General features: G+C 65.8%; 17 protein-coding genes. 5 read left to right on the top strand and 12 right to left on the bottom strand.

All coding sequences use genetic code 11. From position 1 onward, the window contains the following. Positions 1-5: 5 nt before the first annotated feature. Positions 6-332 carry an ArsR/SmtB family transcription factor gene (locus tag BMX99_RS06150; protein ID WP_093448715.1) on the bottom strand — a complete coding sequence of 109 codons (327 nt, stop codon included), beginning with the start codon at positions 330-332 and terminating at the stop codon, positions 6-8. Positions 333-446: 114 nt separating this feature from the next. On the opposite strand from BMX99_RS06150, the gene arsB reads away from it, so the two are divergent. Next, entirely contained in the window at positions 447-1,481 is a 1,035-nt protein-coding gene (gene arsB / locus BMX99_RS06145) for an ACR3 family arsenite efflux transporter (RefSeq protein ID WP_093448711.1), read from the top strand. Positions 1,482-1,597: 116 nt separating this feature from the next. On the opposite strand, the gene BMX99_RS06140 is transcribed toward arsB, so the two are convergent. From BMX99_RS06140 to BMX99_RS06125, 4 genes are read right to left on the bottom strand one after another with little or no spacing between them, the layout of a single operon-like run. Further along, complete coding sequence (locus BMX99_RS06140; protein WP_093448707.1) at positions 1,598-2,602, bottom strand: glycosyltransferase; 1,005 nt, start codon at positions 2,600-2,602, stop codon at positions 1,598-1,600. 38 nt (positions 2,603-2,640) lie between these two features. Continuing rightward, on the bottom strand, positions 2,641-3,621 hold the full coding sequence (locus BMX99_RS06135; RefSeq protein ID WP_093448704.1) for a glycosyltransferase family 2 protein: 981 nt from the start codon (positions 3,619-3,621) through the stop codon (positions 2,641-2,643). Positions 3,622-3,653: 32 nt separating this feature from the next. After that, positions 3,654-4,568, bottom strand: a complete 915-nt coding sequence (locus BMX99_RS06130; RefSeq protein ID WP_093448700.1) for a glycosyltransferase family 2 protein — start codon at positions 4,566-4,568, stop codon at positions 3,654-3,656. 1 nt (position 4,569) lies between these two features. Beyond that, the gene (locus BMX99_RS06125) at positions 4,570-5,811 is read right to left on the bottom strand and encodes an oligosaccharide flippase family protein (RefSeq protein ID WP_093448697.1); all 1,242 of its coding nucleotides are present in this window, start codon (positions 5,809-5,811) and stop codon (positions 4,570-4,572) included. Between the two features lie 264 nt (positions 5,812-6,075). Here BMX99_RS06125 and BMX99_RS06120 point away from each other — a divergent pair, with 264 nt between their 5' ends. Beyond that, a complete protein-coding gene (locus BMX99_RS06120; RefSeq protein ID WP_244525477.1) occupies positions 6,076-7,266 on the top strand; it encodes a polysaccharide biosynthesis/export family protein in 1,191 nt (396 codons plus the stop codon). 53 nt (positions 7,267-7,319) lie between these two features. On the opposite strand, the gene BMX99_RS06115 is transcribed toward BMX99_RS06120, so the two are convergent. The 3 genes from BMX99_RS06115 to BMX99_RS06105 form a co-directional block, all read right to left on the bottom strand. Continuing rightward, complete coding sequence (locus BMX99_RS06115; RefSeq protein ID WP_093448687.1) at positions 7,320-9,737, bottom strand: hybrid sensor histidine kinase/response regulator; 2,418 nt, start codon at positions 9,735-9,737, stop codon at positions 7,320-7,322. A 7-nt stretch (positions 9,738-9,744) separates the two neighbouring features. Beyond that, positions 9,745-10,260: a putative pterin-binding protein gene (locus BMX99_RS06110; RefSeq protein WP_244525476.1), complete on the bottom strand. Its 516-nt coding sequence runs from the start codon at positions 10,258-10,260 to the stop codon at positions 9,745-9,747. Between the two features lie 165 nt (positions 10,261-10,425). Continuing rightward, entirely contained in the window at positions 10,426-11,856 is a 1,431-nt protein-coding gene (locus tag BMX99_RS06105) for a WecB/TagA/CpsF family glycosyltransferase (protein WP_093448684.1), read from the bottom strand. Positions 11,857-12,281: 425 nt separating this feature from the next. Between BMX99_RS06105 and BMX99_RS06100 the strand changes: the two genes are divergently transcribed. The 3 genes from BMX99_RS06100 to BMX99_RS06090 all read left to right on the top strand — a co-directional run bounded on the left by BMX99_RS06100 (position 12,282) and on the right by BMX99_RS06090 (position 15,892). Continuing rightward, positions 12,282-12,899, top strand: a complete 618-nt coding sequence (locus BMX99_RS06100; protein ID WP_093448681.1) for a response regulator transcription factor — start codon at positions 12,282-12,284, stop codon at positions 12,897-12,899. 160 nt (positions 12,900-13,059) lie between these two features. Continuing rightward, positions 13,060-14,550 (top strand): GumC domain-containing protein, encoded by a 1,491-nt coding sequence (locus BMX99_RS06095; protein WP_175480266.1) that lies wholly within the window; start codon positions 13,060-13,062, stop codon positions 14,548-14,550. Positions 14,551-14,554: 4 nt separating this feature from the next. Further along, positions 14,555-15,892, top strand: coding sequence for a capsular biosynthesis protein (locus BMX99_RS06090; protein ID WP_093451116.1), 1,338 nt, complete (start codon positions 14,555-14,557; stop codon positions 15,890-15,892). A gap of 84 nt (positions 15,893-15,976) precedes the next feature. Here the strand turns inward: BMX99_RS06090 and BMX99_RS06085 are convergent, their stop codons facing one another. The 4 genes from BMX99_RS06085 to BMX99_RS06070 all read right to left on the bottom strand — a co-directional run bounded on the left by BMX99_RS06085 (position 15,977) and on the right by BMX99_RS06070 (position 21,287). Next, the gene (locus BMX99_RS06085; RefSeq protein WP_093448677.1) at positions 15,977-17,230 is read right to left on the bottom strand and encodes a saccharopine dehydrogenase family protein; all 1,254 of its coding nucleotides are present in this window, start codon (positions 17,228-17,230) and stop codon (positions 15,977-15,979) included. An 84-nt stretch (positions 17,231-17,314) separates the two neighbouring features. Continuing rightward, positions 17,315-18,406 (bottom strand): carboxynorspermidine decarboxylase, encoded by a 1,092-nt coding sequence (locus tag BMX99_RS06080; protein WP_093448674.1) that lies wholly within the window; start codon positions 18,404-18,406, stop codon positions 17,315-17,317. A gap of 137 nt (positions 18,407-18,543) precedes the next feature. Continuing rightward, positions 18,544-19,194: a YjbF family lipoprotein gene (locus BMX99_RS06075; protein ID WP_093448668.1), complete on the bottom strand. Its 651-nt coding sequence runs from the start codon at positions 19,192-19,194 to the stop codon at positions 18,544-18,546. After that, the gene (locus BMX99_RS06070; protein WP_093448663.1) at positions 19,191-21,287 is read right to left on the bottom strand and encodes a YjbH domain-containing protein; all 2,097 of its coding nucleotides are present in this window, start codon (positions 21,285-21,287) and stop codon (positions 19,191-19,193) included. Before BMX99_RS06070 ends, BMX99_RS06075 begins: the two co-directional genes overlap by 4 nt. Positions 21,288-21,397 lie beyond the last annotated feature (110 nt).

Genomic DNA, 21,397 nt, shown 5'->3' with positions numbered 1-21,397 from the left:
GGCAACTACGTTTGGGCCGGCAGATCGATACCCGCACAGGCGCTTTCATCGCCGCCGCAGCAATCCTCTAGCAGGAACCGCACCAACCCATTCACCGCCTCAAGTCGCGGGGCGTATTGAATTTTGCGGTGCTGGCGTTCGCTGCTGACCAGCCCGGCCCGTTTCAATGTGGCCAGATGGCCTGACAGGGTCGAGGGCTTGATATCCAGCAGTCGGCCGATCTCCATCGCCGGCGTTCCCATGGGGCCGCGTTTCACCAGCAGACGAAAGATGTCCAGCCGCGTATCGTGGGCAAGGGCACTGAAGGCATCTATGGCCAAAGTTTGCTTCATATTTCGTAATTACGCGAAATTAGGATAGTTGACAAGATAGCCGGATCCATCCTAGGCATCCCTCAATTCGCGTATTTACGAAATGACGAACACATGACAGACCGGAGCCCGCCCATGTCCGACACTGCCACCCCGATGGGTCGCTTCGAACGCCTTCTGACCTTTTGGGTGGCGGCCTCCATGGTCGCGGGCATCGCAATCGGCACTGTGGCACCGGGGCTGGTCGATGCCATAGCCGCGGCCGAGGTGGCATCGATCAACCTTGTCGTCGCCGTACTGATCTGGGCCATGGTCTATCCGATGATGGTCAGCGTCGATTTCGGGGCCGTCGTCGGGGTTGCCCGCCAGCCCAAGGGCTTGCTGATTACGCTGGTCGTCAATTGGCTGATCAAACCTTTTTCCATGGCGTTTCTGGCCGTTCTCTTCTTCGACCATATCTTTGCGCCCTGGATCGCACCCGAAGACGCAGCGCAATACATTGCCGGGCTGATCCTTCTGGGCGCGGCCCCCTGCACGGCGATGGTCTTTGTCTGGAGCCAGCTGACCCGGGGCGACGCGACCTATACCCTGGTGCAAGTCTCGGTGAACGACCTGATCATGGTGGTGGCCTTCGCCCCGATCGTTGCGATGCTGCTTGGCGTGACCGAGATCGTCGTGCCCTGGAGCACGCTGGTTCTGGCCACTGTGCTCTACGTGGTCCTACCCCTGTTTGCAGGTCTCTTGACCCGTCGGGCTCTGGGGTCTGACGCGGCTATCGCGGCCTTCACCGCGCGGATCAAGCCGCTGTCGATGATCGGGCTGATCGCCACGGTCGCGATCCTGTTCGGCTTGCAAGGCGATACGATCCTGTCGCGCCCGGGCATCATCGCGTTGATCGCCGTGCCGATCCTGATCCAAAGCTACGGGATCTTCGCCCTGGCCTATGGCGCGGCTTTTCTGATGAAGGTGCCACATCGGATCGCCGCACCCTGCGCCATGATTGGGGCGTCGAACTTCTTTGAACTGGCGGTGGCCGTGGCGATCAGCCTGTTTGGCCTGAGCTCCGGCGCGGCGCTGGCGACCGTCGTGGGAGTGCTGGTCGAGGTGCCGGTGATGCTGTCGCTGGTCGCCTTTGCGAACCGCACCCGGTCAAGGTTCCCCTTGACCTGAGGCCATAACTCATCAGGCGGGCCGGGCTTTCCGGTCGCAACAGCGCCCAAGCCTATGACTTAGCTGTTGAGCTCCGACCGATCGGAATGCCCTGGCCCGGATTTTGGCGCGGAAGCTCAGGCCGTCTGGGCCGTGGCTTCCGCGGGCTGGTTGGTCAGAACATCCAGCAGGCGTTCCCATCCAGTGATCGTTTCATTACGCAGGCTGGCGGCCGTGGGACGTTGCGCCAAGGCGGCGGGACGACCGGCGATTCGCGTCAGCGCGTCTGCCCAGGCGGCGACGGTCGGCTCTCCGACGATCGGATTGCCGCGCGGGGCCTGGTCCTGTAGCCCGTCGACGCAGGACATCAGCACGCGGCGGCCGGCCACGTTGGCCTCGGCCGCGACCAGCCCGTAGGGTTCCCAACGAGAGGGCATCACCACCAGGTCGCTGCCCGCATAGGCCGCAGCGGGATTGACCGCAAAGCCGGCAAAGCGGATGCGGCTGTCACCTTCCGCCAGCGCCAGCAATTCGTCGCGCGCGTCGCCTTCCCCGAAGAAGGTCAGCGTCAGATCCGGGTCCTCGACCAGGCGGAAGGCGCGGATCAGCATGTCGAACCCCTTTTGGCGGTCCAGCCGGCCGATCGCGGCGATCTTGCGAACCGGGCCCTCGGGGGCGGCGATATCCTCCAACGCGGTCAGATCCACCATCGGCGGGATCACGTCCAGCGTATCCACCCGCGCCAACCCGTTGCGCGCCAGCCACCCGGCCTGGGCATCCGACACCGCGACGACCCGGTCGAACAGCGAATAGGTGCTGCGCAACAGGCACTGGAACCGGGTGCGCGAGGTGACGTTCAGCGCCGCGAACCCTTCCGAGTAGCTGTGTTCCACGTGCACCATCGGCGTGCCCGTGTGCCGGGCCCGCAGGGCGATCATTCCGGGAAGACCCGCCCAGCTGACAGCCAGGTGGGACACGATGATATCCGCATCCGCCGGGACGCCGCCGGGGCGGTTGCGCTTGACCTCGATCACCTGGTGGTCGGCCTGGCGGCCCAGGCGGGGATCCTGGCGCAGGAAGTCGAGGTACCGGGTGACGCCACCGGCGGTGGTGTCGTCGATCAGATGGGCGATCTTCAGCATGGGGGAAACTCCTTTAAATATCTTGAACGGAAACAGGGTCAGGCCAGACGGCGCCCGGCGGCGCGGGCAAAGACGCTTAGGACATCCGGCCCAAGCGCGCCCAGCACCAGCGCTGCCACCGTGGTGGTTGCGGATTTCAATGGCGTGCGCAGCAGGGCGCGGGGCGACGACGACCAGGCGGCGCGGATGCGGTGCAGCGCCTCTTCCCCGTCAGAGGAACTGACGGCGCGGCGGGCCAGATAGCGGTGCTGGAAGGCCCGGGCGGCGGGCGCATGGCGGGCGAAGAAGTCAGGCGCCAGGGGCGACAGCTTTTCGACCAGGGCCTCCCAGCTGGCGTATTGCCGCGCGGTCCCCGCCGAAAGCCCGCCGGTGACGACCCGGTAACGGGTCAGCAGGCCGGTCACGCCTTCGATCACCCAGTCAGTGGTCAGCGCCAGGCGCAGCCAGCATTCGATATCCTCGGACTGGCGGAACCGTTCGTCGAAGTACCAGTCGCGCAGCGGCTCATGCGCGGGGCGGAAGGAAATCGCCGCAAGCGCTGCGCGCCGCATCACCGGCGACGAGCCATTGCCGACCGGGTTGTACAGGAACACATCCGCGGCCGAGATGCCGCGCAGACGCGGGCGCTGTGCCAGGCCCAGGCCTTTGCTTTCGGTGTCGATCAGCTCGGATCCCGAAAAGGACAGGCCGACGTGCGGGTTGCGATCCAGATGCGCCACATGCGCCGCAAGCTTGCCGGCCCGCCACAGATCGTCGCTGTCGCAAAAGCCGATGTAGTCGCCCCGCGCATGGTTGATCCCGGTGTTGCGCGCCCCGGCCAGACCGCGGTTGGGCTGTTGCACAAGACGGATCCGGGGATCGCCAAAGCTGCGCACGACCGACACGGTGCGATCGGTGGACCCATCATCGACCACGACGATTTCAAGGTCGGAAAAGCTTTGGGCCAGAAGGCTTTGCAGCGTCTCGCGGATGGTGCCGGCAACATTGTAGGCGGGAACGATGATCGAGGCTTTGGGCATCTGGTGTACTCCGGTCGGGCAGGTGTGGCGGATCAGTGGGAAAACAGGCTGCGGCGCATGCCGCGCGGCATGACGGGGGCGCAGATCGCGCCGGCCAGGGTCAGCGCGCCGCGCTTGAGGTCGGAAAAGAAGCCGCGCGGCGACATCATCGCGCCCTCGACGGCCAGGCGCAGCGATTGCATCGGCGGCGCATCGGTGCGCAGCGCACGACGGGCGAGATAGCGCATGTGGATCGCCTCGGCCCGACTGTCGGGCACGAAGCCCAGCCGCGCCGCGGTGATCAGCGCCGCGCGGCGGCCTGCCTGCATGGCGCGGATGTCGGCCGACAGCCCGGTCGGAGAGGTGCGGTAACGCACCAGCAGATCCGGCAGGCCGATCATGCGGAACCCCTGGCCGGCCAGGCGGATCAGCCATTCCAGGTCCTCGTTGTGCACCAGCGTGGTGTCGAAGCCCCCGGTCTCAAGGAAAACCGCGCGGCGGACGGCGACGTTGGACATGGTGCAGACCGGGTTCTCTCCCAGCAGCATGGGCACGGTCAGCGCGCCCTCGGGCACCTGAGATTCCGTGCGCGACCCCCGATCGTCGAAAAAGGCGATGCGGGCAAAGGCCCCGTCCACATCGGCGCAACCAAAGGCGCTGCGCATGCGCGCCAGCTTCTCGGGCAGCCAGAGGTCGTCGGCATCGCAGAAGGCAATCACCTGGCCGCGCGACCGGAAGGCCCCGTCATTGCGCGCCGCGCTCGGGCCTCGGGCGGGGTTGCGGTAGACCTTGATGCGGCTGTCGCGCGCGGCGCGCTCCACCGCCATGGCCCAGGTCGCATCGGTGGACCCGTCGTCGATGATCAGCGCTTCCCAGTCGGTGTCGGTCTGTGCCGCGATGCTGTCCAGCGTGTCGCCCAGGGTCTTGGTTGCGTTGTAGCAGGGGATGATGATCGAGAAGAACGGCATATCAGGCAACCTTTGCAACTTGGGGGGACTGGAAGGCGGCGCGCAGCACGGGCAGGGCACCCAGCAGCTGGCCGACGGTGGCGAGGATCAGGTACCCGATGGCCACGGCGGTCAGACCGTAGGGGGCCAGCAGGGCCGTGTTCAGGATCAGCGCGGCGGTGATCGCGGCGGTGACGGCGAATTCACGCTGCGGACGGTTGTCGGCGCGCAGCCACTGGGCGGCGGCGGACCAGATCACGCCGGGAATGGCCGCCAGGCACAGGATCGAGACCACCTCGGACAGACCGTCCCAGCCCGCACCGAACAGGATCGGCACGTAGATCGGGGCGGCCAGCGCCTGCAGCACCACGGCGGGACCGATGACCGCGCAGGTCATCACAAGTGCGCGGCGCAGCTCTCGGGCGCGGTCGGTGGCGGTGCACAGATGCGGGAAAAGCGCGACGGAAAACGCCTGGGCGAAGGAATTCGACAGGCCGAGACCAGCGTTGAAGGCCATGAAATACAGGCCAAGCGCCTCGGGGCCCATCAGAAGGCCGATCACGACCTTGTCGGCCTGCAGGCGCAGCACCTTGACCAGTTCGACGCCCAGCACGGCCCAGCCATAGCGCACGAAGGGGCGCAGGGGCGCGGCAGCAACGGCGGCGGGACGGATCCAGGGCTGCAGGCGGCGCATGGCGATCAGCCAGATCGGCGCGGCCAGAAGACGGGGCAGGACCAGGGCCATCGGACCGGGCGCGATCAGCGCCAGAACGGCGGTGGCGACATTGGCCCCGACAACCTGGCCCCCGGCGATGGCGGCGGTCTGGCGCATCTTGCCGGCCCGCATGGCCAGGGCGCAGTTCACCAGCCCGGCGGGCATGAACAGGTATTCTCCGGCGAGGATGGCGATCAGCGCGAACAGAAGCGCGTCGCCGGTCAGGCTCCAGACCAGGGCCCCGGCGGCGATCTGCAGCGCGAAAAGGCCCAGGCACCAGGCCCAGAAAATCTGATGGGCCCGGACGCAGGTGGCATCCAGGTCTTCGTCACGGGCGGCGATGATGCGCTGCCCGACACCGTTTTCCGTCAGCGCCTTGAGGATATCCGCAGCGGCGATGGCCCCTGCGGCGACCCCGATGGCGGCGACGTCCATGGTACGGGCGACCGCCACGACAACGATCAGACGGCTTGCCTTGGCCGCAACTTCGGAGAGGCAATAGGCGGCCAGGTTCCTGGCAAAGCTGCGTGTCTGACTGACGGTTGTCATGGCGGTCGCTCCTGGTGCGCTCTGGGAGTATGTGGGGGGACATTGAGCGCAGAACCTTTGTACGAAAGCCCGAGGCCGAATGCGCTGTCACGGCAGGAGAGTGCAGCGGCGCAACGGTTTAGCCGAATATCCTTTCGGATTGGTCCCGCCCCCAACCGGAGCGTGGACGCAGCCCGGGTCCTGCGGGTATCCTTGCCGCAACAAAGACGCGCAAAGCGGGAGCAGCCCTTGTCCGGTAAGGTTTTCAGGAATGGTGCCAGTGGTTTGGCCCTGTCGGTCGTCGTGGCCTGTGCGGCCCCGCAATCGGCGGACAACCTTGAACCCGTGGCCATCGGCGGCGCCTATCAGGCCCAGTACCGGCAGATCGACACCGACCGCGACGCGGCGCAGTTCCTGCAATCGGCGACGATGAACGCGGCCAAATGCCGGCCCGCGATCGGCGGCGACAGCCTGCTGAGTGACCAGAAATACACCTCTGGCGATCTATACGCCCTGAGGGGAGAGCTGCTGTCGCGCGGCGATCTGGTCGAATTCCGCCTGCCCGAGGATGAAACCTTCTCGGGGGATTATGTCGTGTCGCGCGATGGCACGGTCAAACTGCCCTTCATTGCGCCCGTCCCCGCGGCCGGACGCACGCCCGACCAGGTGGCCGGGGCCATCCGACGCGCGCTGATCAACGACGGCCATTATGCCGAGGTGCCGTTGATGTCGCTGCTGATCAAGGATCTCGCGCCGGTGCGCGTCGGGGTCTCGGGCGCGGTGTTCGAGGCACGGCCAACCGATATCGGCGGCGTCGCGGGCGATATGGTCGACGACCGGCGCCAGGCCGCGCTTGGCGCCTCGACCGAGGGGCGGAACCTCTCGGTCGCGCTGCGCAGCGCCGGGGGCATCCGCCCCGACGCCGACCTGTCCGCCGTGCGCCTGACGCGGGCGGGGCGGAACTATACGCTGGATCTGCGCGGGGTGATGCGTGGTGAGAATGTCGATGACGTCATGCTGATCACCGGGGACGAGGTGCACGTCCCCTCGCGCGAGTGTTTCCAGGACGACCTGATGAAACCCAGCCCGATTTCGCCGCCGGGGATTTCGCTTTACCTGTCGAACCTGACCCAGCCCGCGACCGGCAACGCGCCCTCGGCCATCGGCCAGACGGTCCGAGAGGTCCCCTATGGCACCCGCTTCATGCAGGCCGTGGTGGATGCAAACTGTGTCGGCGGTGCGCGGGCGACCAGCGCCGACCGGTCCGCCGCGCTGTTTTCTCGCAACCCGGTGACGGGCGTTTCGGCGGTGATCGAACGCAAGGTCGAGGTGATGCGCAGCCGCGCGGACCGCGATGATTACGACCCCTATCTTCTGCCCGGCGACGCCATTGCCTGTTACGACAGCGGCGTCACCAACCTGGCCGAGATCGGGCGCGTGATCGGTGTCATCGGCGCGGTGTCCCTGCTGCCGTAAACCGGCCGGACGACCAGAGGGGCGACCAGACGGCCGAAAACGCCATCGGCAACCTACTGAATATGATCCAGAAGCGCCGCGCGTGTGTCCTGCCAAAGGGGGGCAAGCGCGGTCAGCTGATCGCGGGTGATCGGCGTGCCGCGCTTGGAATTCGTTTCAATCCCGGCGAGGGCGGCGCGCAGGGCGACGGCCCCGAAGGTGCCGCAGTTGCCGGCGCAGGCATGCACGCGGGCGACCAGCCCTTCGGCCTCGGGCGTGTCGGTCGACAGCCTGGCAATGGTCTGGTCGGTTTCATCAATGAAACGCTGCAGGATGTCGTCGCGCCGGTCCTCGGGCAGACCCGCACGCAGGATGTCCAGCTGTTCGGTGTCGATCAGATCGGACCGCGACGGCGCGGCCCCACGGGATTGGCCGGCCCCCGCACCATCGACGATGTCCGCAAGCGTCGTCATCAGCTTGGCGCGGCTCAGCGGTTTGCTGATACAGGCGTTCATGCCGGCGGCCTCGAAGCCCTCGATCTCTTCGGGAAGGGCATGGGCGGTGACCGCGATGATCGGCCGGTCCGAGGACGGGCCGCCGCCCGCGCGGATTCGCCGGGTCGCCTCGGGGCCGTCCATCACCGGCATCGAGACATCCATCAGGATCACGTCGAACGCCCGGTCTTCGGCCCATTCCAGCCCGGCGCGGCCATTCACGGCCTCGGTCACGCGGTGGCCTTCGGCCTCCAGCATCTGGCGGGCGACAAAGCGGTTCGTCTCGTTGTCTTCGACCAGCAACAGGTCCAGGCTGCGGCTGGGCGTGCGATCTTCGACCTCGGCGGCGGGCACGGCTTCGGCCTCGACCCCGTCGGCGCAAAGCGGCATGCGCACCCAGAAGATGGACCCTTCGCCCGGCTCGCTCTCGGCACCGATCTCACCGCCCATCAGGCGGATCAGCCGCTGCGCGATCCCAAGGCCAAGGCCCGTGCCGCCCGCCTGCCGCGCATAGGAACTGTCCAGCGTTTCGAAATCGTTGAAGATCCGCGTCATGTCGTCCGAGGAGATGCCGATCCCGGTGTCGATGACGCGGATTTCCAGCGTCTTGCCGTCGCGCAGGCATTCGACCTCGATATCGACGCTGCCGCCACGGGTGAACTTGATCGCGTTGCCGACAAGGTTCAGCAGCACCTGCCGCAGCCGCCGCGCATCGCCGATCGCATCGTCCTTTTCGGGACCCTGCCAGCTCCAGCCCAGGTCGTTCTGCGCGGCACTGGCCAGGGGGGCGGCGGTTTCGACCACGCCGTCCAGCACCCGCCCGATGGAAAAGGGCTTGCGACTGGCCGTCATCTTGCCCGCTTCGAATTTCGACAGGTCCAGCACGTCGTCGACCAGCCCGTGCAGCTGCCGCCCCGAGCGTTCCATCCGGTCCAGCAGATCGGTCTGGCGTTCGTCCAGCTTATGATCGCGCATCAGCTGCATGGTGCCCAGCATGCCGTTCAGGGGGGTGCGCATCTCGTGGCTCATCACGGCCAGGAATTCGGCCTTGGCGCGTTCCCCGGCCAGGGCGCGGTCGCGGGTTTCGAAATGACGCGTCGGCGCATCGTCGTCCGAGGCCAGTTCCCGCCGCAGGTCATCAGCGGACTCCTCTGCAAACAGGAAGGTCAGCGCATCTTCGCCAAGCGCGGCGCTGCGGCTGTGCCCGAAGGTGCGCTGCGCCTCGGGGTTGAAGTCCAGGATCCGCCCGTTGGCGTCTGTCACGATGATGGCATCCGGCGCGGCCGAGACGATCATCCGCGTGTGTTCGCTGGCCTCCACCACAAGGTCGGCGCGGGTTTCCGCCAGCCGGTACAGCCGGAACAGGAAATAGGCAAACAGCACCAGGCCCGAGAAGATCACCGCCAGAACGACAGCCAGCACCACCAGCATGCTGATCAGCCCGGTGCGCCGTTCATCGGACCGTTCGGCAAAGGCCGCCAGGCCCGCCAGCGACATCGACCGGACATCGGGAAAGACCATCTGCGCCTTGCGCGTCAAAAGCGGCAGCCCGGCCAGAAGTTCACTGTCGGGGGCGTCGATCACCGGCATCACGTCGTTCAGGAAACTGTCGACGGCCAGAAGGTGGCGGGTGAATTCGAAATCCTGCCGCACGTCGGCATAGACCGTGCCGGTCCGCAGGGTCGTCATGCGGCTGTAGAAGATGTCGTAGCGCCGGCGCAGCAGGTTCAGATGCTCTGCATCGCCATCCACCTGCGCCTGGCTCAGCGCCAGCTGAAAGCGGATGAATTCCACGTCCGCCTGCGACAGGCTCCATTGCACGTTGTCGGAATTGGCCGAGGACAGATCCTCGATCTCGCGCAGGATGAACAGCGCCATGCCCGCGATCAGCGACACGCAGACGACAAGGACGGCGACCGCCATTCCCGTCTGGAAACGCGTTCGCCGTCGCTGATCCGCACGGTCCGGAGTGGTGGCCAGGGCGACAGTGCGGGTCATGTCGAGATCACTTTTCGACGGTGATCCGGTCGAGCTGCCAGATGCTGCGGGAATAGGTCACCTCACTCTGGTAATCGGGGTTGTCATCGTAGGGATAGATGACCCAAAGCGGGCCCTTGTCCCGTACCGACATGGGATTGCCATTCTGAAGATAGGCGATGATCGGCCCGCCATCCACCCAATCCGTCGCCGGGATCTTCACCGCGTAATCATTGATCGCGGTGGCGGCCAGGCTGTCGCCCGTCGCGCCGACAAGTTCCATCAGATCGGACAGCAGAACGCCGGTGAAGGTCTGGGGGCCTTCGGTCCAGATCGTTTCGGTTTCGTAGGTGACGGTGTCCATCGCCTCCAGCATCGCCTGGTCAAAGGTGGCGGTCGCGCCGGCATTGGTGGTCGTGATCTCGCCCGAGATGGTCAGGATCGTCTCACCCTCGGGCTGGCCAAGGTCGGCGGCCTGCACGGACGCGGCAAGGCACAGCGCGGCGATGGTGGAAAGGGCGGTCTTGGTCGTCGTCGTCAACATTGCAGCCTCCGAAATGCTCAATCTGCTGGAAATAAGGTAACAAAGGGTAAGGGGTGCCGTCGCGATGGCGTCGGGATAGGCGCTGTATCCGATCGGATAGGCGCCTATCCCTTCTTGCCGGTCCGGCGCTAAATCCGCGCCGGTTTCCTTGGTTTTGCTGCGGGATCAATAGGCCCCGCGTCCGCCCAGCACCGCCTTGAAGGTCATGGCGATCAGGATCACGTCCAGCAGGGTCGAGCGCGAGCGGACATAGGCCACATCCATGTCGATCATCTTGTCGAACCCGATCTCGGCCCGGCCCGAGACCTGCCAGATGCCGGTCAGCCCGGGCTTGCAGGCCAGTCGCTCCAACGCGCGGGCCGGGTATTGCGCCACCTCGGAGGGCAGGGCAGGGCGGGGGCCGACCAGGGCCATGTCGCCGCGCAGTACGTTCCAGATCTGCGGCATCTCGTCGATCGAGAAGCGGCGCAGGACGCGCCCGATGCGGGTCACCCGCGGATCGTTGCGCGACTTGAAGCAGACACCCTCCCGGTCCGAACTCGCAAGCAATGCGGCGCGGCGCGCTTCGGCGTCCACGTGCATCGACCGGAACTTCAGCATCGAGAACTGCCGCCCGTCCTTGCCAACGCGGGTCTGGCGGAAGAACACCGGGCCGGGGCTTTCCAGCTTGATCGCCGCCGCCACCAGAAGCGCGGCCGGGGCCAGCGCCAGAAGCGATCCGCCCGCCAGTGCCACATCCATCACGCGGCTGACGTTCAGCGATCCGACGCCTCGATTCTGGCCTTGGTCCTGACCCTGGCGCAGGGCCGATACGGCGGCGCGGGCCATGAAGGTGGCATTGCCGATCAGATAGCGGCGGGCCATGCGGCGCGGCTCCATCGCCAGGCGCCACATCCATTCGGACTTGGCCCGGCGCACCCAGTCCGGGGCGCGGCGCACCCGGCCGGCCAGGAAGTCGAACAGCGCGCCGACGCCCAGGCAGATACGCGGATGCAGCCGGGCGGCATTGCGAGCCAGCCAGAGGTCCTGCATCGGCACGCCGGCGGCGACCAGAAGGATATCGGGCTGCGCGGCGTTGATCGCGGCGATCGTCGCGGTGTCATCCGCCATGCCGTCGTATCCGTCACGGGTGCCCACAACGCGCAACCCGGGGATGTCCAGGCACAGCTTGTTCGCCGCATCTTCGGCCACGCCCGGGCGGGCGCCCAGAAGGAAGACGGACAACCCCTTGGCAGCGGCGCGGCGCAGCAGGGCGGGGGTGAAATCGGTGCCGTTGAGGTTCGCGACAAAGCGTTCACCGGTCATCCGGGCCGCCAGTTCGACGCCGATGCCGTCAGGAAGAACCATGTCGGCGGTGGCCAGAGCGTCGGCGTAATCGGCGTCATGGGCCATCACGTTGCCGCAATGGGCGTTCAGGAATGCAACGCGGCTGCGGCGGCCGGGCTCTAGCAGCCGGGTGATCACCGTCTCGGTGCTGGCGGACACGACGTCGATGTTGAAAAGCCGGATCGTGGACAGCGCATCCGTCCTTGCGGCGCGGGGTGCGACGTCCTGGGCGGGGATCAGGGCAAAGTCGGTGTGGTTGGCATAGGTCATGGCGGCGATCCGTTGTTGGCGTTCGATTGCCTTAACCGTGCCGTGCCGTGCCCCTGTCTCTCAACGCCGCGCCCGGACAGGTGCGCGCCCCGGTCGGATCATGGGTGACCTGCGTGGATGGCCCGCGCTTCCGACAGGGGTCCTGTCCCCCTCCGCCCGGGGCGGGGCACACCCGGTCTGACGGGGCCGGCTATCCGGTTGGATAGGGGATCTGTCCCTCCTCGCCATAGAAACGCCGAATTCATAGTGGTTAATATACCATTAAATAGAGCGCCCGATTGAGCGTCGGGCCAAATTTGACTGAGCAATGGATCGCCGCGGGTCCCAGCATTCGCGCGACAACCAGGTCGGAGGTGTATAGAGTGACCTTTCAAAGACATGCCGGGCCTTTTGGTGGCCCCGTGAACAAAGCGGACAGTTCTGTAATGCGTATCCTGATTGCCGATGACCACGAATTGCTGCGCGATACCCTGCTTCTTTATATCGACAACGAACCGGGCATGGACGCCGAAAGCGTCGAGGACCTGGGATCGGTCGTGTCCCGCCTGACCGCGGGCGAGGTCTATGACCTGATCCTGCTGGACTTCACCATGCCGGGGATGAACGGCCTGGACGGTCTGCGCCGCATCATGGAGATGCCGGGCGGCCACCGCGTCGCCATCATCTCGGGCACCGCGCAGCGCGACACCGCCGAGGAAGCGCTGGCTGCCGGGGCTGCCGGTTTCCTGCCCAAGACGCTCTCGGCCAAGTCGCTGGTCAACGCACTGCGCTTCATGGCGCTTGGCGAACAATACGCCCCTCTCGACTTCATGCGCGCAAGCGAGGAAGACGCCCAGGAACACCCGCTGGCCAAACAGCTGTCGCAGCGCGAATACGAGGTGCTGGAAGGTCTGACGCAGGGCAAGTCCAACAAGGAAATCGCCCGCGATCTCGACATCCGCGAACCCACGGTGAAGCTGCACGTCAAGACGCTGTATCGCAAGATCGGCGCGGCCAACCGCACCCAGGCGGCCATGATCGCCAAGGAAGAGGGCCTGTTCTAAGGCCCCCTTCAGGCCCCCGCACCGCGCCCAGACGGGCGGTCGTGCCGGGGCCACCTGTCCGATCGGATAGGTCCCCCAACCCTCTGCGCCACAGGCCCACCCGCCCGCGCAGATGCTTCGGAAAGCGCCCCGCGCTACGCTCTCTCACAAGGAGAGACCCATGCCAGGACACAGCTTCAAATTCCGCATCCCCGCCCTGATCCGGCGCCCCATCCTTAGTATCACGCCCGCGCGTCTGCTGCGGGGTGGACGCCTAAGCGATGCGGGCCGCCTGCCGCGCTATCTTGGCTTCTTGGCCATCGGCGCGGTCTGCATCTGGATGCCGATCACCACCTATCTGTCGTCCGCGCCGCTGCGCTATACCTCAAGCCTGTCGCTGATCCTGCCGGGCTCCGGGGCGTCGGCCTCGGTCAACCTGGACCGGATCGGCCAGGCGTCGTCCTATGCAAGCTCTCCCTACGCGCATACTTCGGTCAGCCCGACCGAGACCTACAAGCGCCTGCTGGTCGCGGGCCGCATCCTGGATTCCGCCGCCGCCGCCGTCGACATGGAGGCCCGCGATTTCGGTCAGCCCCGGATCGAGCTAGTGGACCAGACTGGCCTGATCCACGTCAGCATCGTCGGCAATTCGCCCGAGGATGCCCGCGCCCGTGGCGACGCCCTGCTGGCCGCCTTCTTCACCGAGATCGAGGCCCTGCGGAACGACGAACTGGACATGCGCGAAACCGGCGCCGGCCAAGCGATCGACGACTACCGCCTGTCGGTGCTGGCCACCCGCGAAGAGATTTCCCGCCTGCAGAAGGAAACCGGCCTGATCTCTGCCGATCAGTTCGACGCGCTGGTGGCCGAGACCGACGAACTGGCCCGCCGCGCCGATGACATGGCCGCCACGCTGGCCGAAAAGACCGAAGCGGTGAATGCCCTGACCCAGGCGTTGCAGACCACCCCGCGTCTGGCGGCGGCCGCGCTGAAACTGCATGCCGACACGACCTTTATCGCGCTGACCGAAGAAGCCTCCGACCAAGCGGCGCTTTTGTCCCGCAAACAGGCCCGCTTTGGCCCGCGCCACCCCGAAGTCCGCGCCGCCAAGGGCAGTTACGACACCGCCCAGGCCGCGGCCATGACCCGCGCCCAGGCGATCACCGACCTGGACCAGCGTGAACTGTCTGCGCTGGACATGTCCCATGTGGGCAACCGCGCCGGGCTGCTTAGCGATCTCGTCTCTCTTGAAGCCGAGCGCGCGGGCCTGGCCGCCGAATACGCCGGGGCCGTGCTGCGCCTGGATCAGGCTCGTGCCCGCCAGATGGCGCTGATCGAACCCGCCGCCCGGCTTGAGGATCTGCAACGCGACTTCGCCGTGGCCGAGGCGGTCTTTGCCTCTGCCATCGCGCGCACCCAGACCAACAAGGCCGATCTTTTCGCGTCGTACCCGCTGGTGCAGGTGCTTGAAGACCCGTCGCTTCCGACCGAACCCTCTTCGCCGCGCCGCAAGCTGGCCGTTGCCGCGGGTGTGGCCGCGATGATCTTTCTGCTGATCGGCCTGACCCTGGGCTGGACCCGCCGGTCGCTGATCGACCGCCTGCTGAAGGACGGCGGTGACACCCCCGGCGCGTCCCGCCCGCCCCGTGGCCTGCTGGTCCCGGCCGAGTGACGCGATGACCACAACGCCCCTTGTCCCCGCCAACCTGGCAGAGCGCATGGTGATGTTCACCCTGCGCTGGACATGGCCCTTCTACGGGTTGGGCGCGCTTTACGTTGTCGGGCCGGTGCTGGCCTGGTTGATGGCGGGGCTGGCGGTCCTGGTGCTGTACCTTGGCCCCGCCATCCGTGAAGACCTGCGCGCCAGGGGGCCGATCCCGCCGGTGGTCTGGGCCTGGATCCTGGGCATGATCGTGATGCTGATCGCGCTTTGGGTCGGGCATCTGAACTGGAACCTCGGCACCAAGACGACGATCAAATCCTCGATCGGATGGGCCAAGGGCTGGGCGCTTCTGGCGCTGTTTCCGCTGGCCGGCGCGGTGCTGCCGATCCGCCGGGATATCGTCATCCGGGGGCAGTGCATCATCGGCATCTGGACGCTGGCCCTGCTGCCCATCCTGGCGGTCGCGCCCTATGTCGGCCTGCCGGAACGGATCTTCACCTCTCCTCTCAAGGCCGTGGGCGGGCCGGGGCCGGAATATTTCACCGTCTTCTTCTTCACCTGGGATCCCGGCAGCTGGACGCCACGCTGGCAGTTCTATGCGCCCTGGTCGCCCTTCGCGGCGCTGCTGGGCGTTATCCAGGTCTGTTTCGCGCTGGAAGAGAAAGACCGCAAATGGCGCGCCATCGGCCTGGCGGCGGGCATGGCGATGATCCTGATGTCCAAGTCGCGCATGGGCCTGGTCGGGCTGGTCGCCTGCACCATCGGGCCACGTATGCTGCCGCTGGTGATGAAGGGCTGGGCCTGGCACGTCCTTGCGGCGCTGACCGCGTCCCTGGCGATGTTCGGCCCGGCGCTGGTGCAGATGCTCAAGGAAGGCATCGCCGCCTTCAAGGGGGCCCGCGCCGACAGCACCCGGGTCCGCGCCACCCTGCAACGCATCGCGGTCGAACGATGGGAACACGAGGCCTGGTGGTTCGGTCATGGCCGCGTCCAGCCGGGACCGCATATCGTGGAATACATGCCGATCGGCAGCCACCACACCTGGTGGGCGCTGCTGTTCGTGAAGGGGGTCGTGGGCTTCCTGGCCTGGACTGTGCCCGTGGTCTGGCAGACCGGGATCGCCCTGGTCGACGCCGCCCGTGGCCCGCGCGGACGTCTTCCCCTGGGCATCATGATGACGATCCTTCTGCTGTCCTTCGGCGAAAACGTCGAGATCGAGGCCTATCTGATCTGGCCCGGCCTGCTGATGCTGGGCATCCACGCCGCCGAGATCCGCGAAGATCAGATCGCCAGCGCCACCCGCGCGGGTCGCACCCGGGCCGGGACCGGAGCCGGTCACCCGGCCGAATGACGGATCACACCGGGGGCCGGAACGAAAAACACCGGCGGGGGGACCGCCGGTGTCTTTGGTGCTTGGGGAAGGGGCCTTAAGCCCTTAGCCCTGGTAGTCGGTCCAGGCCATGTCTTCGCCGCCCAGGCCACCCTTGATGACGCGGGTCGGCAGGCCGATCCGGTCCAGCAGTGTGAAGAAGGGCTTGGGGTCCAGTTCCTCGACGTTCTTCATGGTCTTGGCGTCCCATTCGCCAGTTGCCACCAGCATGGCCGCTGCAACCGGAGGCACGCCCGCGGTATAGGAAATCCCCTGGCTGCCAACCTCGGTATAGGCGTCCTTGTGATCGGCGACATTGTAGACGAACAGCTCGATCTCCTGGCCGTCCTTCACGCCTTTGACCAGGTCACCGATGCAGGTCTTGCCGGTGTAGTTCGGCGCCAGCGAGGCCGGGTCGGGCAGGCAGGCCTTGACCACCTTCAGCGGCACGACCTCCTGGCCCTCGGCGGTGGTGACGGGCTGTTCCGACAGCAGGCCGATGTTCTTCAGCACGGTGAAGACGTTGATGTAATGGTCCCCGAACCCCATCCAGAAGCGCACGTCGGCCTGCGGATAGTTGGTCGCCAGCGAATGCACCTCGTCGTGGCCGGACTGATAGGCCTTGGACGGGCCGACGACGGGCAGATCCCATTCGTGGCCGCTGGCGAACATGGTGGTTTCCTTCCACTGCTGGTCTTCCCAGTAGTAGACCACGCCGGTGAATTCGCGGAAGTTGATCTCCGGGTCGAAGTTCGTGGCGAAATACTTGCCATGCGAGCCCGCGTTGATGTCGACGATGTCGATCGACTTGACCTCGTCCATCTGGTCGATGGCAAAGCGGGCATAGGCGTTCACCACGCCCGGATCGAAACCCGCACCCAGGATCGCGGTCACGCCCTTTTCGGTGCAGGTGTCGCGGCGCTTCCATTCATAGTTGGCGTACCACGGCGGGGTTTCGCAGATCTTGTCGGGCTCTTCATGGATGGCGGTGTCGATATAGGCGGCACCGGTTTCGATGCAGGCGTCCAGCACGTGCATGTTCACGAAGGCGGTGCCGACGTTGATCACGATCTCGGCCCCAGTCTTGCGGATCAGCGCGGCAACCTCGTCGGACTTGGTCGCATCGACCGCATGCGCGTCAAAGACGCCGTCCTGCTTCATCGCGCCCTTTTCGTGCACGCTGGCGATGATCGCATCGCATTTCGACGCCGTGCGGCTGGCGATATGCAGATCACCCAGCACGTCGTTGTTCTGGGCGCATTTATGGGCGACCACTTGCGCGACGCCGCCGGCGCCAATGATGAGAACGTTCTTCTTCAACTCTGAAATCCCCTCAGATGATACGGACCCGCGCGCCGCGCGAGGCCAGTCAACAGGCGCCGGCGTCCGGCCGGCGCGGATAGATCACGACAGGGCCGCCGCGAAATCGTCATAGGTGAAGCCACGCACCAACCGTTCGGAACCGTCCAGTTCCCGAATGGCGATGGCGGGCATCTGCACCCCGTTAAACCAGTTCTTCTTGACCATCGTGTAACCGGCCGCGTCCTGGATCGACAGGCGATCGCCGGGCTTCAGGTCATGGTCGAACTTGAACTCTCCGAAGATGTCTCCGGCCAGGCAGGACTTGCCGCAGATCATCCAGTCCTTGTCGCCGCTTTCCTGCATCTTCGCGCTTTCGCGGTAGATCAGCAGGTCCAGCATATGCGCCTCGATCGAGCTGTCGACGATCGCCAGGTTCTTGCCGTTGTACAGCGTGTCCAGCACGCTGACCTCAAGCGTGGTCGACTGGGTGATCGCCGCTTCACCCGGTTCAAGATAGACCTGAACCTCGTTCTCGCCAGCAAAACGTTTCAGACGCTCGGCCAGGCGGTCCAGGGGATAGCCCTCTCCGGTAAAGTGGATGCCGCCGCCCAGGCTGATCCACTCCATGCGGCGGATCAGGGAACCGAAACGCGCCTCGATCTGGGTCAGCATCTCGTCAAAGCGGTCGAAATCAGCGTTTTCGCAGTTGTTGTGGAACATGAAGCCGCTGATCAGATCGGCCACGGGTTCGATGGTTTCGGGGCTGTGTTCGCCCAGGCGGGAAAACGGCCGCGCCGGATCGGCCAGGTCGAACCCGCTGGTCGAGACGCCGGGGTTGACCCGCAGCCCGCGCACGTGATCGCGGCTGACCTCTTCAAAACGCTGCAACTGCTGCGCGGTGTTGAAGATCACCTTGTCGGATGATGCCAGAACCTCGTCGATCTCATGTTCGGCCCAGGCCACGGAATAGGCATGGGTTTCGCCGGGAAACTTCTCTCGCCCCAGCTTGACCTCGAACAGCGAAGACGAGGTCGTGCCATCCATATAGTCGCTCATCATGTCGAAGACGGACCAGGTGGCGAAACACTTCAGCGCCAGAAGCGCCTTGGCACCCGAGGCCTCGCGCAGATGGGCGATCTTCTCCATGTTGGGAAGCAGGCGGGACTTGTCGATCAGGTAGTAGGGCGTTTGCATGCGCGTCGGATCCTTTGACGGGTCAGGACGTGGCGGCCCCTTGTGGGGTTCGTGGCCCATCTAGGGCACATGCGGCGCTATCGCAATGGTTTTGCCGTGTGATTGGCTGCATGTATCCGTGCGGGGTCTGCGCGGGGTCAGCGGATATCTTCGATCAGATAGGATTGCAGCCCGGGGCTGATCCACTGGCTCGATAGGGTGATGCGGCCATCCTGGTCCAGCGCATAGCTGTTGGTAAAGCCTTGATCACTGCCCCGGCAGCGTTCGATCACCGTGCCTTCGGGGTCTTCGGGGCGGCTGTAATCACAGGTGAAGCGGTCGATGACCTCCTGGTTTTCGCCGTCCAGATAGCGGTGCTTGCGCAGGGCGCGGCCTTCACCGGCGCGGATGGCGTCGAGCACGCCGGTAACCTCGGCCGACATCAGGTCATTGCCCAACCCGCGCGAGGATACGACGATCCCGTCCCGCAGCGACAGGCTGATCTGGTCGGGGGTCAGATAGGTTTCGACCGGGCCATTGACGCTGAACCGGGTAAGGATCGACGACACCGGCACCCGTTGCGAGGTCACCAGAAGCAGCGGCACGCCGCCGGTCTGTTCGCGGAACTCGGGCGTGATGGCGGCGCGCAGCTGGTCGCGGGTCGGGGGCGGCGTGGTCTCTTGCCGTGAAAACCGGGATTTGATCGCGCCGCTGGCCTGTTTCATCAGCCCTGGTTCGCGGTCCTTGTCACTGCTGCAGGCGGTCAGGGCAACGCAGGCTGCGATCGCCAGGAAAAGGATCCGGCTCACCGCCAGAACCTCCCCCAGCTTTTTTCCAGGTCGGGCCGGTGATAGTCGCGCACGTTCTGATACAGGCGGTTGTCCACCTTGACCCTTGCGCCGCCATCGCGCGACAGCGACTGGATCTTGGCGTCATAGACCTTGGTGGTCGGTTTGCCCAGGAAATGGCTCAGCGGGACGGAAATGCGGATGCCCTTGTCGAACGACCCTTCGCCAAAGCTGCTGGCGGGCACGTTGGTCATCGTCGCATAGGCCCCGACCTTCCAGCCGTTGGCGAATTCGCGATCGACCGACACGGTGGTGCCCCAGTCGCCCGCCAGGTAACGGCCGGCGTCCAGCTGGCCGTGGAACCCGTTGCCAAAATCATAATAGGCCGAGGCATGGCCGGTCACGGTCTGATAGCTGCGCAGCCCGAACCCCTGGTTGAAGGCGCGCTGTTGCACGGCGTTCACCTCAAGCCCGAGGGCCAGGCGGCTGTCGACCGGTTTCCACAGGATTTCGCCCGAGACCCCGGCATACATCGGTTCCAGGTAGCCGGCGGTAACGCGGCCATAAAGGTTCTCTCCGGGGCGGAAATAGCTGGCCAGCGTCAGCTTGGTCAGCGCGGTGTCGGCCTTGGCATATTGCCCCGCGTCGGACCGGACCCGCGTCAGCCCCGAAGGCGTCACCCGGGTCGAACTGTCGCGATTTCCGACCAGCCTCTGATCGATCTGGCCCGACAGGATCAGCCCCGGCCGGATGACATATTCCGCATTGGCCCGCACGCCCAGATCGATGCGAACCGGCTGATCGGGGTCGAAATAGCTGGCCTTGACGAAGGGACCCAGCGACCAGCTGCTGCGCGGGAACTGGTCGTCCAGCAGGTCTTCCTGCGCGGGGCCGCGCCGCTGATCGCTGACCTGGGCGCGGGCGAACATCAGCTTGGCCCCGTCGGGGTGATGTTCCAGCTGTTCCAGGTCGTCGCGGCGGATCACAACGGCGGCGCTTGGCATGCCGTTGACCATGGGCACGATGCGGAAGCTGTCGATGGAACTGGGCGTGGCCTGGGTCAGGATCCGCGCGGTGCGCCCGATCGCCTCGGCCCGCGCCAGGTAGCGTTCGTTGCGGATATAGACCACGGCCTCGCGCCCGGTCAGGCGGACGGCTTCGACCTCGATCCCGCTTTGCGCCAGGATCTGGGCGATCCCGTCCCGCAGCTGCGCTTTCAGCGCATCATCGGTGGTCCAGCCCAGCGCCTGGGCCGAGGTCCGGTCGCGCACCTTCACCGGGATCGGGGCTTCCTCGCTCCCGCCCTTGACGGCGGCATTCTTCGGGTTGGTCGTCAGGTTGACGCCCAGCCCGATGGTGTCGCCATGCATGAAACTAAGCTGGATATTCGCCCCGGGCGCGACGGTGTAACTGGCCCCGAGGTTGATCGGAGAGCGGCGGTTGAACAGATCGCGGCCCGGCGTGGTTTCAAGACTGTAAGCGTCCGAGGAATACTCGGCCTTCAGGGTCAGGCGATCCGTGGCCTGAAAGCTCAGCCCGCCGAAAAGCGCCGCGTCGCCGCGGAACCAGCGACCGTATTCGACCTGCCCCCCGGGCCCCGAGAAGCCGCCCGGCCTGGTCTTGAACCCGCTGTGCAGCGCGCCAAGCGGGTTCGAGAAGCCGCCATAGGTGCCCAGCCTTCCCCAGCCGATGCCGCCGGTCACGGTCAGGCGCGGTGACAACGTCTTTGTCGCCACGACATACTCGCCGGAATACAGCCCCGTGCCGATAAAATCCTGCAGCCCGATGGCGACAGCCGGACGGTACCGACCCTCGTCGATCAACCGGTAGCGCAGGTCGAAAGACCGATCAAAGATCGCGCCGCCTGTATTGTAGTAGCGATCCATCCGCCCGTACCGAAACGACCCGGACAGCCGTGGCGTGATCTGAAAGCTCATCGTGGCGCGCGTGGTCCCGGCGAAATAGGACAGCGTAGTCGCCAGTTCAGCGTCCGGTGCGCTTTGCGCCGTGGGCATGTCGATCAGGCCGGGGACACCATATTGGTTGTAGCTGACCGAAGGCCGCCCCTGCGCCAGCACGAAGGACAAGGGCGCGATCCCGACGACGACCGCCATGGCACCAGCAAAACATGCCTTCTTCACCCCGAACTGCCCCCGATCACATCAGACCAACATTTTGCGAGAACCCTAAAGGCCAGGGCCTTTCGGGGCAACGGGGTTTTCCG

This window comes from Pseudooceanicola nitratireducens (assembly GCF_900109195.1).
Classification (GTDB): domain Bacteria; phylum Pseudomonadota; class Alphaproteobacteria; order Rhodobacterales; family Rhodobacteraceae; genus Pseudooceanicola; species Pseudooceanicola nitratireducens.
This window is presented reverse-complemented; position numbering and strand designations above follow the sequence as displayed.

What these genes read in the sequence shown, in the direction of transcription:
- BMX99_RS06105 (WP_093448684.1), bottom strand. Translation starts at nt 11,856, where the DNA reads ATGACCTATGCCAACCACACCGACTTTGCCCTGATCCCCGCCCAGGAC.
- BMX99_RS06090 (WP_093451116.1), top strand. Translation starts at nt 14,555, where the DNA reads ATGACCACAACGCCCCTTGTCCCCGCCAACCTGGCAGAGCGCATGGTG.
- BMX99_RS06140 (WP_093448707.1), bottom strand. Translation starts at nt 2,602, where the DNA reads ATGCTGAAGATCGCCCATCTGATCGACGACACCACCGCCGGTGGCGTC.
- BMX99_RS06080 (WP_093448674.1), bottom strand. Translation starts at nt 18,406, where the DNA reads ATGCAAACGCCCTACTACCTGATCGACAAGTCCCGCCTGCTTCCCAAC.
- BMX99_RS06150 (WP_093448715.1), bottom strand. Translation starts at nt 332, where the DNA reads ATGAAGCAAACTTTGGCCATAGATGCCTTCAGTGCCCTTGCCCACGAT.
- BMX99_RS06110 (WP_244525476.1), bottom strand. Translation starts at nt 10,260, where the DNA reads ATGTTGACGACGACGACCAAGACCGCCCTTTCCACCATCGCCGCGCTG.
- BMX99_RS06130 (WP_093448700.1), bottom strand. Translation starts at nt 4,568, where the DNA reads ATGCCGTTCTTCTCGATCATCATCCCCTGCTACAACGCAACCAAGACC.
- BMX99_RS06100 (WP_093448681.1), top strand. Translation starts at nt 12,282, where the DNA reads ATGCGTATCCTGATTGCCGATGACCACGAATTGCTGCGCGATACCCTG.
- BMX99_RS06135 (WP_093448704.1), bottom strand. Translation starts at nt 3,621, where the DNA reads ATGCCCAAAGCCTCGATCATCGTTCCCGCCTACAATGTTGCCGGCACC.
- BMX99_RS06095 (WP_175480266.1), top strand. Translation starts at nt 13,060, where the DNA reads ATGCCAGGACACAGCTTCAAATTCCGCATCCCCGCCCTGATCCGGCGC.
- arsB (WP_093448711.1), top strand. Translation starts at nt 447, where the DNA reads ATGTCCGACACTGCCACCCCGATGGGTCGCTTCGAACGCCTTCTGACC.
- BMX99_RS06125 (WP_093448697.1), bottom strand. Translation starts at nt 5,811, where the DNA reads ATGACAACCGTCAGTCAGACACGCAGCTTTGCCAGGAACCTGGCCGCC.
- BMX99_RS06115 (WP_093448687.1), bottom strand. Translation starts at nt 9,737, where the DNA reads ATGACCCGCACTGTCGCCCTGGCCACCACTCCGGACCGTGCGGATCAG.
- BMX99_RS06070 (WP_093448663.1), bottom strand. Translation starts at nt 21,287, where the DNA reads ATGGCGGTCGTCGTCGGGATCGCGCCCTTGTCCTTCGTGCTGGCGCAG.